Here is a 13,045-nt window from a genome sequence, read left to right as displayed (position 1 = left end):
GAACGCCCATGAAGATCATCATCGCCCCCGACTCGTTCAAGGACAGCCTGAGCGCCGCAGGCGTTGCCCAGGCGATTGTCGAGGGGTTGGCCCAGGTTTGGCCGGACGCGCAGATGATCCAGTGCCCGATGGCCGATGGTGGCGAGGGCACGGTGGACGCGGTGCTCGCCGCCTGCCACGGCGAGTTGCGCCGCCAGACCGTGCGCGGCCCGCTCGGTGCCCCGGTGCAGGCGCGCTGGGGCTGGTTGGCCGACAGCCACACCGCGATCATCGAAATGGCCGAAGCCAGCGGTTTGCAACTGCTGCCGCCGGACCAGCGCGACGCGTGCCGGACCACCACCTTTGGTACCGGTGAACTGATCCGCGCAGCGCTGGAGACGGGGGCTCGGCGCATCATCCTGGCCATCGGCGGCAGCGCCACCAACGACGGTGGTGCGGGGGCAATGCAGGCCTTGGGTGTGCAAATGTTCGATGCCGACGACCAGCCACTTCCACCTGGCGGCTTGGCCTTGGCGCAGTTGGCGCGCATCAGCCTGGACAGCCTCGACCCCCGCGTGGCCGAGGTGCGTTTCGAGATTGCCGCCGACGTCAATAACCCCCTCTGCGGCCCCCACGGCGCCTCGGCGATTTTCGGCCCGCAAAAAGGTGCGAGCCCGCAGCAGGTGCAACGGCTCGACGCCGCCTTGGGCCATTTTGCTGACCACTGCGCCAGGGTGCTGCCCACCGATGTGCGCGACGAACCCGGTAGCGGCGCCGCTGGCGGCCTGGGCTTCGCTGCCAAGGCGTTTCTCGGCGCCCAGTTCCGCGCGGGGGTGGAGGTGGTTGCCGACTTGGTGGGCCTGGATGCCGCCGTGCGCGGTGCTGATCTGGTCATCACCGGCGAAGGCCGCTTCGACGCCCAGACCCTGCGCGGTAAAACCCCATTCGGCGTGGCCCGCATCGCCCGGCAACACGGCGTACCGGTGATCGTCATCGCCGGCACCCTCGGTGAAGGCTACGAGCAGATGTACTCACACGGCGTCGACGCCGCCTTCGCCTTGCCCAGCGGGCCCATCAGCCTCGAGCAGGCGTGCAGCGAGGCACCGCGCTTGTTGCGCGAGCGGGCGGCGGATATTGCGCGGGTGTGGCGCGTGGCCGCCGGGCGCTGACGCCACAGGCCGAACATGGGACAATCCGCGCCTTTTCAGACACGGAGAGTCCCCCATGTTGCGCCCCGTACTCCTGGCCCTGCTGGCCGGTTCCTCTGCCCAAGCCTTTGCACAACCCGCTAGCGAACGCGTGCCGTTGCTGCGGGACATCAAGGAGTGGGTGGTCGGTTGCGACAACCTGCGCAACTGCCACGCCCTCAGCGCACCGAGCGGTGCCAATGAAGAAGATTACAGCTCGCTGACCTTGCATATCTGGCACAAGGCCGGCCCTAAGGGCTACTTGCGCCTGCGCTTCGACCATCGGGGGGAGACGGCGGACCTGTCGTCCCTGCAACTGGACGGCCAGCCCCTGGGCAATGACTTGACCCAGGCATTGCAGGTGGAGTTGGACGATCAGGGCGGTGATCCCCATGTGCAATCCTTTGGCGTACTTGACGACGACGCCGCGCGCCGATGGTTGCAACGCTTGCGCGATGGTCAGCGCTTGCAGCTGCCCGGCGACGTCGATGCCCACGTATCCCTGAGTGGGTTGAGTGCATCGCTGCTGTTGATGGATGCGGTGCAAGGCCGGGTGGATAACGTCACCGCACTGGCACGCCCCGGCAAAGGTGCGGCGAGTGCCGTGCCGGCGCGTTTGCCGATGCCGCTGCTGCGCCCATTCCCCGGTGCGCCGGCGTTGACCGCCGAGGAGCAGCAAGCTTTGGTGGCCGAGGCCCTCAAAGGTGAAACGGCGCAAGAAGACTCGCCGCCACCCGAAGCCAGTGCCGGTGCGTTGACCGCCTCGCAGGCCATGACCGTGTTGAGCTACGACTGCGCGGCCTACAACTGCGAATACGAGGTGGTGCGTCGCGCGCGCCAGGCACCTTATGCCCAGACCGCATTGCAACTGGAACCGCTGCCTCTGGACGGCGCCGCGCTGCAAGGTTCGGTGGGCTACGACCCAGCCACCGGCACCCTGAGTTACTTCTACAAGCAACGCGGGCTCGGCGATTGCGGGGCCGGGGCGGTGTGGTTGTTTGACGGCAAGGCTTTCCAGCTCAGCGAGTTTCACATGATGTCGCGCTGTACCGGGGTGGCCTACGGCGACTGGCCTTCGTTGTGGACAACCGCTCCAGCGCCCTAGGCAGCGGACGGTCGGCGCCTCTACACTGGCCGACCACATGTCTTTCAAAGGATGAAACCCATGCACGCGCCTGAACCCCATATCGTCATCCAGCGCTTTACCGAGGCCCACCTTGACGGCGTCGCGGCGCTCTACAACGAGCCGGCGGTGTGCCGTCAGGTACTGCAGATGCCGTTCCAGTCGATTGAAGTGTGGCGCAAGCGTTTGGTGATGGACGACGAACGCCGCCTGCAACTGGTGGCATTGCATGGCGGCGAGGTGATTGGCCAGTTGGGGCTGCAACAGTATCTGCGCGTGCGCCAGGCCCATGTCGGCACCTTTGGCATGGGCGTGGCAACTGCCTGGCAGGGCAAGGGCGTCGGCTCGCGGCTGTTGAAGGCAGCCCTCGACGTGGCCGACAACTGGATGAACCTACACCGCGTCGAGTTGACGGTATTTGCCGATAACCAGGCCGCGCAACGTCTGTACCGCTCGTTCGGTTTCGAGGTGGAAGGGGTGCTGCGCGACTACGCCCTGCGTGACGGCGTCTACGTCGACACCGTCAGCATGGCGCGTTTGCGTCCTTCGACTTAATCCTGCAAGGCAAACGCCACCGCGGCCTGCGCATGCAACGCGGTGGTGTCCAGCAGCGGCAGGTGGGTGTGTTCCGGCTTGATCAACAGGCCGATTTCCGTGCATCCGAGGATGATCGCCTGGGCACCACGGGCAGCCAGCGACGCAATGATGCGCAGATAGGCGTCGCGCGAGGTGTCGCTGATGATCCCCACACACAACTCTTCATAGATGATGCGGTGCACGCTCTGGCGCTCTTCGGCCTCCGGCACCAGCACATTCAAGCCATGCTCGGCCAGGCGCGCCTTGAGGAAATCCTGCTCCATGGTGAACGCCGTGCCCAGCAGGCCGACGCTGAGCGTGCCGGCCGCCACGGCCGCCTGGCCGGCGGCGTCGGCGATATGCAGAAACGGAATCGAGATCGCCGCTTCGACACGCGGCGCCACCAAGTGCATGGTGTTGGTACACAGCACCACGCAGTCCGCACCGCCGGCCTGCAGGCGCCGCGCCGCGTCTTCGAGGATCTGCGCCGCGTCGTCCCAGCGCCCATCGTGCTGCGCCTGCGCCACCGGGCCGAAATCCACGCTGTACATCAACACCTGCGCCGAGCGCAGCGAGCCGAGCTGATCACGCACGCGCTGGTTGATGATGCGGTAGTACTCGGCGCTGGACTCCCAGCTCATGCCGCCGATAAGGCCGATGGTGCGCATGTGACGCTCCTGATAGGGGGGAGCTCCACCTTACTTACCGACGGTTGATTAGTCATACGCAGTTGTTCGCCAAATGACCGGTGCAGTTTTTGTCATCTCGGCTTGATCGGTCGAGTGGGCGCACCATTTCGCCAGGATTGGCTATACCTACAGCTCCGCCGTTCGATGATGACTGCCAGGGAGTTCAATGATGAAACTAAGGCTAATGATCAGTACGTTGTGCGTGGCTTCGCTTGGGATTGCAGGCTGCGCCAGCCAGGTCACGCAACCGGATGAATATTCGGGCTTTCTTTCCAACTACAGCCAACTCAAGCAAGCCAAGTCACCGTCAGGCGTCGAAGTGATGCGCTGGGTCGATCCCCAACTGGACCTGAGTCGCTATAACGCGGTGTACATCGAACCGACTCAGTTCTATCCCAACCCCCAGGCCACCGCGAAAATCCCTGACAGCACCCTCAACGGCATTAACACCTACTACAACCAGGCGCTCAAGCGTGAGCTGGCCAAATCCTTGCCTTTGGCCAATGCCCCAGGCCCAGGCGTAATCGTGGTGCGCGCGGCCATCACCGCCGTCAGCAGCAAGACCGAAGGGCTTAAACCTTATGAGTTCATCCCGGTAGCACTGGTGGCGGCGGCGGTCAGTACCGGCACCGGCATTCGCGATCAAGAAACCACCCTCGGCACCGAGGCGCAGTTCCTCGACGGCGCCACGGGGAAAGTCCTGGCCCAAGTGGTGCGCAAAGGCACCGGCAAGCCCTTGGAGAACGACGCTCAGGTGATGAAAGCCGATGACGTGAAAAACGTGATCGACGGCTGGGCTTCAGACCTGCATCAGTCCTATGTGAAATTCAAAAAGCACTAAAACGCATTGCGTGCCGGCCGGTTGTAATAGCTGAGCAGGACGTCGTAGCGGCGGGTGACGAGGTCATAGTCGTCACTCAGCTGTTGCGGGGTGGCGTGGTTGAGCCAGTTTTGAAGCATGCCTTGCAGGGCAGCAAGGTAGGTATCGGCGGGGGTTCTTAGGGTGTACCAAAGGTGCAGCGTTTCTTCAGTGAGTTCTTTATCCGGCATCTGATCGACAAAGGCTGCGGCACTTTCTTGGGCACGCTGAACCGAAGCGGTCAACGCAGCCAGGGCTTGGGGGGTCAGGTCGGCAGCGCGTACCCCTTGGTCGATCCGATCGACCGCCTGGCGCGACGCAATCATGTAATTGAGCAGGTGCCAATGCAGGTCTCGGCCCAGACGTGCTTCCAGTAAATCCAGCTGTAGGGGGCGCAAACGCAGCTCCTCACGCGTCAGATCGTCACGCAGAGCCGCGGATGCCGACAGGTAGCCGCCACCGTTACGGCTTAGTTCTGCTTTCAACTGGTCTAGCATGACGTTGCCAAATAATTGCTGCTGCGGCGTTTTCGCGCCGGGGGTTTGATTGGGGCTGAGCAGCGTACCGACGTCGCTGATTCTGCGAAGGGTCTGCAAGTACTGCTGCGTGGCCGTGATCAATGGGCTGCCGGGGGCTTGGCGCTCCAGCTGGAGGGTAATAGCAGGGGTGCATACCTGCTTTTGGATCAGGCGGGCTTGCGGCTCGGCGCTGTCGCCAAATTCTTCCCGAGGCAAGTTCGCGGCGCCGGAGCGCTCAGCCGTCCGGACTGAGGCGTCGACCTGAGTCAGCAAGTAGTAGGCCAGCCGAGTATCGCGGTCCACGCGGTTAACGCAATCGATGATCGGTGCAAGCGCGCCGGCCGTTGCAGTCTGGGGGCTGTCCAATTGGTTGAGCCACCACTGCACAATCTGCAGTTGTTTGCTGGCGCCGGCCAGGCTGAACAGGCACAGGATCAATACCACCCCGACGGGGTACAACATGATTGGCTTCATCACTCAGCCTCCTGACCGTACCACTGTGCCTGGGTCGCGGGGGCCTGGCAGGGTTGTGCTGTTCTCGGCATGCGGCTGCACACGCGCTCTGTCCACTGTTGCAGGCCTTGATTGCGGCCCACCTGATAATGACTGTCAAAGCTTTTGAGCGCTGCAAACATCATTGTCAGGAGCAAAGTGACAAGGCCCCATACACCGATGGTCTTGCGCGGATGGCGGGTGGACCATTCTTTGTAGCCCGTGCGGGCTTGACGCTTACCCGCACCGATCACGACCAGGGTCGCCACCATCATCAGGCCCGCAACCGCGCCGAATTGAACACTGATGGCCACGCTCATGATCGCCCCCGGCAACAGATCGCGCAGCGGCAATAACGGCAGGCGGGTAGGGCAGAGTCGCGTCGGTAGTCTGACGGCGAGGCTTTCATCCAGGACGCGAACCCGATGTACCAGTGGACGCCACACTTGCCAGGCCAGGGCGCCGCCCACGACATAGGCCATCGACCATACCAACGCGTGCCCCAGTGTGCTGACCAGGACTCCTGAAAACCACGGCGCCTGGAACAGTGCACCTGTCACACAGCCCAGCACTGTCGCCAGCGCCAGCGGCCAAGCGTCGACAGCAGCTTCCCACTCCTGCCAGAAATAAGCCGTACCGTCGGGCAGGGACAGCGCAACGTCGGGATGATCGGCTTTAATGCGCGCGGCCAGCGCTCGGCACGCCTCCCAGTCGGCCTCGCTCAAGCGCTGGGCGAATGCACGTCGCTGCCCCAGTGTCATCGGCGCCAACAGCAAACGAGCGGCGCGCTGTTGCGCAGTGTGCGGCGGCGCGACAGCCAGCGCACGCTGGTGGGCAATGAACGCCGGCCCTTGCTCACGCCGCAACAGGTGCTGCCATTCATCCTCGGGGCAGGGGTTTTCGCCACCGTGAGGCCAGCCCTGCCCGGCGCGGACGGCCTCGAACAACGCAGGCAACCAGAAGTAGCCGTCGCATAGCAACGTGGCAAGTGTCTGGTTGAACCATTGAGCGTGCGCCGGCTGGCGCAACCAGGCGTGATCGTCACGCCGGGCGTACGCATTGAGGAAGTCCGCTTCATTACGTTGTGCAAGTGCCAGCGCCAATTGGCTGTGCAACGCCTGCCTGCATTGAGAGGCCAGGGCATCCAGCCATTGCGCTGGCAGCTCCAGGCGCTGCCAGGCACTGAGCCAGTGGAAGGTGTCAAACGCCCAGCGACGCTCCTCATCACTCACGGTGTCGTCGCTGATACAGCGTTCGAGCAGCGCCACTTCGAATGCCAGGCCGTTACCTTGGGCCAAGGCCTGCTGATAGCGCTGGGGCAGGGTGCCGTCGACCGGTTCTGGTGCAGCCATTTCGACCGCAACGGCGGCAGACGCGTCGTCCATGACCGATTCTTGCCCGTTCAGGGCCGCTTCATACGCTTCGCGCAGGCGCTGGAAACCCTCGGGATCATCATCCGGCCGGGTTTTCTTGAGCAGCGCCGCGTAGGTGCGCTTGATGGTGCGGCTATCGGCATCCGGGGGCAGATCAAGGACATCCCAGCAAATCATGTGCGGTGCAGCTCCGTGGGGAATCGCGCGCACCTTACCCGTTTTAGCAGCCAATAAACCAGCGGCAGTGCAGGTTGGCACTGTCGGCCTGATATCGGAAAGTGACGCGCTCGGTCCGGACTCGCCGGTGCCGAGCTCGCGGTGTTACTTGAGCGGTGTCAACGGCGGCAGTTTCCATTGACCACTACCTACCTCAGGCTTGGGCAGGTAAATCCGCAGTACGGCGTAGAAAGGACCGGGAGGAGCGGGCAACCAATTGCTCTGTTCGGCTTTGGGCGGTTCGTGATGTTGCAAGGCCAGGGTCAGGCCACCATCGGCATCGCGCTTGAGACTGGGCAACATGCGCGAATTGATCAAGTAGCGCTTCTTGTGGTTAGGGACCAATTGCTGGGTCTTGGCGCTGTACATGGTCAGCGACCAGAACGCGTCCGCCGGTGGCAGTTGGTCCTTGTTGAAATGCAGTGTGTAGCTATGACGTGCACCGTTGGCCGGTTTACCTTCGCTGTCGACGACATAACTCAGGTAGGCGGTTTCGTCACTGGAGGTGCCGAAGATGCCCATGTTGGCACCAGCGTAGCGGTACAAGTAGTTGTTGTTGAGGTGATCGCGACTACCGTACAGGTCACCGTTAGACACTTGGTGGGTGTCGAGCTTGTCTTTTTTGAACGCGGCAAACTCGGCCTTGCCGTCGGCAATCCCGTCTTCCAGGGCCTTGCGTTGTTCGGCGCTGAGCTGGTTGAACTTGAAGGGCGCACCCGGGGCGACGCCAATCTTGGCAAAGCGCGCCAGCAGGTCTTTCTCGCTGTCCTGGAGGGCGGCGAACGCCAGCATGAAATTCAGGTAGCGGAACAGTTGCGGGCTGTCGCTCATAGTGGCGGTGGGTTTTGGCCACTGGACCTTTGGCACATTGGCTGGCGCGGCTTGCTTGACGTAGCTGCTCAGCGGCTGGACTTTATAGCCGCTCTGAATCTGCTTGACCTTGCCCAGGTCTTTCTCGTCGAACAACTGCGTGCGGTACAGCGCGTAAGCGATATTGCTCTCGCTATAGACCACGCGATCGATGTCCACCGGCTGCTGACCTTTCCAGTCCGGCCCGGCGATCATGTAGTGGCCGCCGTTGTTACCCGTGCTGCGTGTGCCCAGGTAGGCGAAGTTCTGCGTGTAGAGGTCGATCAACTGCACCGAGTAGTAACGGTTGTCTTCGATCTTGGGCAGGGTCAGCACCAGCGGTTCGCGGCGCAGATCCATCCACACGAATGAGTAGGGCGTGTCGGCGTTGGGGCTTACGAATGCGGTGTCCTTGGGCGTTAACACCTGGGCGGTATTGCCGATGCGGTTGAACGGCGCCTTGAAGTTGGCGCCGCCCTTGTCGACGGCTTGGGTGTAGAGCGTTTTGTACATTTCCACTACCGGAAAACCATACAGGTAGGCTTCCTTGGCGATGGCCCGCGCTTCGCTCGGGGTGGCGGTGAAATCGGCCCAGGCGCCGCTGCTCAGGAGGATCGAGAGGCTCGCTAACAGCAGGCGCGTCGGTTTTCTGATCATGTTGTTGCGTCTCTTAGGGAACTGGGTGATGTCATGAGTTTCCAGCTTTTATCGAAAGTAGGCCTCGTGCGCGGTGGCGTACGGCAGGTAATCGCTGGCCGGCAGAGTTTGCACCCAGTTTCGCTGGAAGTCTTTTGTCCTGTACGACCGATTGATCGATGGGATAGCGTCTACGCGTCTATCGCCCTGCGCGATAAGAGCTAATGGCAGGCGTTGAAGGTACGGCGCAGGCGAGGAAACGGAGGCAGTCAGCCGATGATGGACTTGACCTTGTCACGCAGTTGATCGATGGAAAACGGTTTGCCAATCACATGCATGTCCGCCGGCGCGTCGATGTTTTCGGCATAGCCGCTGGCAAACAGGATCGGCAAGCCGGGCCGCAGTGCGCGTACTTTGGCTGCCAGTTCTTTGCCGTCCATATCCGGCAGGCCCACATCGGTCATCATCAGCTGAATCAGCTGGCTTTCATCATTGACCATGCCCAGTGCCTCCTCTGCGTCAGCCGCCTCAATGACCGTGAACTCCAACTCTTCGAGGACATCGACGATCAACATGCGCACGATGTGGTCGTCTTCGACTACTAGGATGGTGGAGGAGGCTGCGGACATAGTGAGGTTTCCCGAAAATTGGAGGTGCAGGTCGTGTGAATGCAAAGACCATCCTCTAGTGAGTCGTGTCGATCGCAGCAAGTTCCCCTGGCGCGCTTATTGTGACGGGAGTCTGCGCGAATGTCTTGCCCGGATGATGCGCGGCAGCAAGTCGGCCCCGGCGCGCTGGGTGCAGCAACGTCGGGGCCGCAGGCACGGCTTATAGGACCGCAGTGGAGAGGCTCGATACGTCGACATTACCCGTACGGTCTGGGGTCAGGTCTGTGGGGGAGAATTGACTTATCTGATACTCGGGAACAGCGGAATCGCGCTTATAGGCGTCAAGTCGATAGGGCGATATACCCCTGTTCAACGTGCGCTCCAGACCATTCTTCATCGAATCCAGCGAATCAAACGTGACGTACCCATAGTTGGGATCGAAATAGAACCATTGCTTGCTCGCACCGTCGACCTTTACACCCGCGAGCAGCGCGTGGTGTTCCGATGCGACCCTAAGGGTGGTTGATTCGGTGGCATTGGCCAACTCCGAGATAATGGTGGTATAGGGCACACGCCGGGGCGTCTGGCCCATGTGATAAAGGGTTTCCGTGCCGGTGACCTTTTGTAGGGTCTCTATATTGCTGATAAAAGCGGCATTGCTTGGCACGTTCGGGTTAGCGGCGGCGGTGTAGAAATTGCTCAGCAGCGTGTGTTCTTTACCGGTGCCGATGGCAAGGGCCATGGCATTGGAAATGCCCGCACATTCGCCCTCGGAGCCCATATTGACCAGGCTGAGGTAGAAGTCCTGGGGCATCCGATGCAAATGCCCGCCTGCTGCGGCGATATCTTTTTCAAAGTACGCCAGGCGGTGGAAAGATTCCGCGATAGCTTTTTGCTTGATGGCTTTGGCCAATGTGCCTATGTCTTCGGGAGAGAAACAATACTGCAACAGGCGCTGCAGATCGGGAATGTTCAGGTTAGGTGAATAACCGGGGATATCACTTGGATTGCCGTAGTCGAAACCTTGGTCAAAGGCTGCACGGTTTTCCTTACGCATGCCGTGGTTATATTTGGCGGTAAAGTTCTTATGCTCCTCCTTGGTCAGGCGGGTGACAGTGCCTTGAGCGTTTTCAGGCTGGAGCAGGTTGTAAATGCGGTCGAAAAAGCCGTGGAGCGGCATATCTCGGGTTGGCGGCACCGCAGGTTTGAAGTCCGCCAAGGCGGGGCCGTACGGCTGTTGCCGGGCAACGTCGTAGGCATGCCATTGGTTGTTGTGCAGCACTGCGGTAGTCTCCACGGTTCGGTCCGCGAGGGTGAACGTACCCGCCGATAGCGTGGCATAGCCTTTGTTGGCCCGGACTAAGTCATACGCGCCCGTTGCGCCGCGCAGAGCATTGACCCCTTGGGTGACCAGGGAAACCCCTGTGTTAGCCACGGCGCGTGTGCCTTTGGCAATCGTTCGCCCTACCGCCTGCGTAACCCGTGCAGCCCCGACCAGTAAGTCGCCGGCCCCGCTTACGGGGTTGAAGGCACCGATGGCGGCGGCACCGATCACCTTCGCCGTGTTGAGGGCTTTGACCGTCGTCGACGCCGAACTCTTGACGGCCTTGGCCACTTTGCCCGCCGTTCCCACTCCAGCGGTCACGAAACTGAACATATCCAGTGCCAGGTCCGTGGCGCCATCGGCATAGTTGCCATTCTGAAAGTTGACGATAGCGGACCTGAGCGGCACCAGGTTCAAGAAGAAATCCGCCAGTTTCCATTCCACCTCGTTTTGCTTGTCCAGAGGGGTGACCCCCTTGGCTTGCTTGACCACCTGTGCATTGTCGATATCGAGGTGTTCCACAAACGCATCGCCAATCGACTGAGTGCGCGACGAGGTAAAGGTGGCCGGTGCCAGCGTGCCATCCGCGGGCTTGAGCGCAAAATTGCCGGCTGCGACGCTCTTGGGCACGAACGCCTCAATTTTTTCTTCTTGATTGGCGTTGCGCTCCCGGCGTCGGGTCAGTTCGCTCTCGGGCACCTTATTGATCGTGCCGCGCTTACTATCCACTTCATACACCGTCACACCGTCCGCGCCGGTGGCCTTGATCAACAGTTTTTGATCCGTGTGGTGCAGGGTGCGGGAGGTAAAATCCAATCCCAGTTCATAGGTTTTCTTCTGGAAGAACTCCAGCTTGCCGTGCTCCAGATTCTGGCGGTCGGCGGGCGGCAACTGGGAGACAAGCTGTTTGACCAGCGTCCCCAAGCCCTGCTTGTGTGAATCGATGGTCTGTTTGAATTGCTCGTTGAACGCCTTGTTCACGCCCAGCGCGAGCGGCGCGTTGACCGCTGCGATAGGAATGCGCGGGTCGGTGGTTTTCCAAGTGTAATCGCGCAGCTCCATCATGGCGATGTCGAGCAGCGAATACCGCCCGGCCGGTCGTCGATTCGGGTCATAGAGCGGCCCCTCATAGGGCGTGCTGGTATCGTCTATGCTCAACAGTTTTTCTTCGAACGGTACGTTATCGCCAAAGGTCTCGCGCAGCTTTTGCAACGCGATCTGTTCGCGGCTGGGCAGCTCGCTACTCAGTTGGGCCGAGGCGTTGAGTCGCTCGGATTGCTGGGCGTTATAGGCGCTTCTCGCGTTGTCCAGCTCATCAGCGGTGTAACTGTCGTTCTCACGCTTGGGCAACATACCGTTGACCACCGCCCAATCCACTAAAGCCCCTCTCTGCGCACCTTCGGGGGCCACCGCGCCGGACCCTTTTGCTGCCTGCATGACTTGCGCAAACGTCATATTGGCTACCGTCCCCGGGGCTTGCGCCTCCACCGCTGCTGCGGCGATGCAGAAACTGGCCCAGGCCTGGCTGCCATAGGTGAGCGCGGCCGGTATCTCTTTGACGAGCAGTTGCGGCGCCACCCGCGCCAGTAGCAAGTGCGCGGCGAACCTCGCTGTTGCGTGGGTGGCGCGACCTTCCTTGACCAAGTGCAGGCTGAGCCGGTTGACGATATCGGACGGCGCCTTGCCCCAGTGCTGCTCACTGGCCAGATCGAATCCGGCCACATGGTTGCGATGGGGGACGAACATCGAGTCCAGGTCCAGGCCCATGTTGATGGCCGCGAGCACGTAGTCATTGACGCTGCCAGGGGTGTCAGCGCCGCCCAATTCGGTCTGGATCGCCTGGCCAAGCGCCTGGGCGCGAGGGGATGCCACCAGTTTTGCCAGGGCGTTGGGCGGGTCTCGCAGCTCTGCATCGGACAACGGCGTCTGTTCGAGCAGATAGCCTAGGGCACCTTTGCGCGCATCCTCCAGCGGCAGACCGGGCAGACCTGCGGTATTTTTGTCCACCAGCGTGCCGATTTTGCTCTGGTCGGCAACGCTCAAGGGGATCGGCCAGGACAGCCCACCGCCGAAATTGCCCAGGGGCGACTGCAGTGCCCGCTGGGCCACTGCCTCGGCCAAGTACACAACGTAGTGGCGGCGGGTAGGCTGCGCCAGGCGTTGTTCGCTGATAAACGCGTCAAGGTTCACGGTAGTGGCGGTGCCAGAGGCCAGGTGGCGCGGCATCGACCGCGCTTTTAACGCGTCAGCCACGGCCTGTTCATCGGCGTCTGCCGGCAGCTCCTTGGCCAGGCTGAAGAGCGCCTGCGCCAATTCGCCCCAGTTACGCTGGTCGGCCAGGGCCTGTTGCAGGCTCTGCGTGCCGGAAGAGGAGGACTGTTCAGGCTTTGCAAGAGCTTGAGGCGTGCTCGCGCCTGACGGTAATCGGGAAACCGATGCCAATGGTGGACTCACCAGGGCAGAGGGAGTGGGCAAACGTGGGGTGTTGACTGCATTCATCGCGGGCTACCTGTTGGTCATGGTTGGAAGTGCCTTGTTGACGAACATCCCTGTACCCGAGGCTTGTCATTAGGTGTCCGTTGCAAACAAGAGCGTTCCGCAGAGCCACATGCCCAA

General features: G+C 61.7%; 10 protein-coding genes. 4 read left to right on the top strand and 6 right to left on the bottom strand.

The window, feature by feature from the left end:
* Positions 1 to 8: 8 nt before the first annotated feature.
* From QRN41_RS04910 to QRN41_RS04900, 3 genes are read left to right on the top strand one after another with little or no spacing between them, the layout of a single operon-like run.
* Entirely contained in the window at positions 9 to 1,148 is a 1,140-nt protein-coding gene (locus QRN41_RS04910) for a glycerate kinase (RefSeq protein WP_285421243.1), read from the top strand.
* Between the two features lie 55 nt (positions 1,149 to 1,203).
* Positions 1,204 to 2,271, top strand: coding sequence for a DUF1176 domain-containing protein (locus QRN41_RS04905; protein WP_285421242.1), 1,068 nt, complete (start codon positions 1,204 to 1,206; stop codon positions 2,269 to 2,271).
* Positions 2,272 to 2,331: 60 nt separating this feature from the next.
* Positions 2,332 to 2,844, top strand: coding sequence for a GNAT family N-acetyltransferase (locus QRN41_RS04900; RefSeq protein WP_034097965.1), 513 nt, complete (start codon positions 2,332 to 2,334; stop codon positions 2,842 to 2,844).
* Here the strand turns inward: QRN41_RS04900 and QRN41_RS04895 are convergent.
* Entirely contained in the window at positions 2,841 to 3,533 is a 693-nt protein-coding gene (locus tag QRN41_RS04895; protein WP_285421241.1) for an aspartate/glutamate racemase family protein, read from the bottom strand. The genes QRN41_RS04900 and QRN41_RS04895 overlap by 4 nt on opposite strands.
* A 190-nt stretch (positions 3,534 to 3,723) precedes the next feature.
* Here QRN41_RS04895 and QRN41_RS04890 point away from each other — a divergent pair, with 190 nt between their 5' ends.
* Entirely contained in the window at positions 3,724 to 4,395 is a 672-nt protein-coding gene (locus QRN41_RS04890; protein WP_285421240.1) for a DUF3313 domain-containing protein, read from the top strand.
* On the opposite strand, the gene QRN41_RS04885 is transcribed toward QRN41_RS04890, so the two are convergent.
* The 5 genes from QRN41_RS04885 to QRN41_RS04865 form a co-directional block, all read right to left on the bottom strand.
* A complete protein-coding gene (locus tag QRN41_RS04885; protein WP_285421239.1) occupies positions 4,392 to 5,405 on the bottom strand; it encodes a DUF3829 domain-containing protein in 1,014 nt (337 codons plus the stop codon). The two genes, QRN41_RS04890 and QRN41_RS04885, sit on opposite strands and share 4 nt — an antisense overlap.
* Entirely contained in the window at positions 5,405 to 6,973 is a 1,569-nt protein-coding gene (locus QRN41_RS04880) for a J domain-containing protein (protein ID WP_285421238.1), read from the bottom strand. The genes QRN41_RS04885 and QRN41_RS04880 overlap by 1 nt, the downstream gene beginning before the upstream one ends.
* 144 nt (positions 6,974 to 7,117) lie before the next feature.
* On the bottom strand, positions 7,118 to 8,518 hold the full coding sequence (locus QRN41_RS04875) for a DUF1254 domain-containing protein (RefSeq protein ID WP_285421237.1): 1,401 nt from the start codon (positions 8,516 to 8,518) through the stop codon (positions 7,118 to 7,120).
* A 248-nt stretch (positions 8,519 to 8,766) separates the two neighbouring features.
* Positions 8,767 to 9,126, bottom strand: coding sequence for a response regulator (locus QRN41_RS04870; protein ID WP_285421236.1), 360 nt, complete (start codon positions 9,124 to 9,126; stop codon positions 8,767 to 8,769).
* A 199-nt stretch (positions 9,127 to 9,325) separates the two neighbouring features.
* Positions 9,326 to 12,928 (bottom strand): Mcf1 protease effector domain-containing protein, encoded by a 3,603-nt coding sequence (locus tag QRN41_RS04865; RefSeq protein ID WP_285421235.1) that lies wholly within the window; start codon positions 12,926 to 12,928, stop codon positions 9,326 to 9,328.
* Positions 12,929 to 13,045: the final 117 nt, after the last annotated feature.

The sequence above is a fragment of the Pseudomonas sp. efr-133-TYG-23 genome, from assembly GCF_030209215.1.
Lineage (GTDB): Bacteria > Pseudomonadota > Gammaproteobacteria > Pseudomonadales > Pseudomonadaceae > Aquipseudomonas > Aquipseudomonas rhodesiae.
Note: the sequence above shows the minus strand (reverse complement) of the source record. Positions and strands in the feature narration are given on the sequence as shown.

What these genes read in the sequence shown, in the direction of transcription:
- QRN41_RS04885 (WP_285421239.1), bottom strand. Translation starts at nt 5,405, where the DNA reads ATGAAGCCAATCATGTTGTACCCCGTCGGGGTGGTATTGATCCTGTGC.
- QRN41_RS04890 (WP_285421240.1), top strand. Translation starts at nt 3,724, where the DNA reads ATGAAACTAAGGCTAATGATCAGTACGTTGTGCGTGGCTTCGCTTGGG.
- QRN41_RS04870 (WP_285421236.1), bottom strand. Translation starts at nt 9,126, where the DNA reads ATGTCCGCAGCCTCCTCCACCATCCTAGTAGTCGAAGACGACCACATC.
- QRN41_RS04875 (WP_285421237.1), bottom strand. Translation starts at nt 8,518, where the DNA reads ATGATCAGAAAACCGACGCGCCTGCTGTTAGCGAGCCTCTCGATCCTC.
- QRN41_RS04865 (WP_285421235.1), bottom strand. Translation starts at nt 12,928, where the DNA reads ATGAATGCAGTCAACACCCCACGTTTGCCCACTCCCTCTGCCCTGGTG.
- QRN41_RS04900 (WP_034097965.1), top strand. Translation starts at nt 2,332, where the DNA reads ATGCACGCGCCTGAACCCCATATCGTCATCCAGCGCTTTACCGAGGCC.
- QRN41_RS04905 (WP_285421242.1), top strand. Translation starts at nt 1,204, where the DNA reads ATGTTGCGCCCCGTACTCCTGGCCCTGCTGGCCGGTTCCTCTGCCCAA.
- QRN41_RS04880 (WP_285421238.1), bottom strand. Translation starts at nt 6,973, where the DNA reads ATGATTTGCTGGGATGTCCTTGATCTGCCCCCGGATGCCGATAGCCGC.
- QRN41_RS04910 (WP_285421243.1), top strand. Translation starts at nt 9, where the DNA reads ATGAAGATCATCATCGCCCCCGACTCGTTCAAGGACAGCCTGAGCGCC.
- QRN41_RS04895 (WP_285421241.1), bottom strand. Translation starts at nt 3,533, where the DNA reads ATGCGCACCATCGGCCTTATCGGCGGCATGAGCTGGGAGTCCAGCGCC.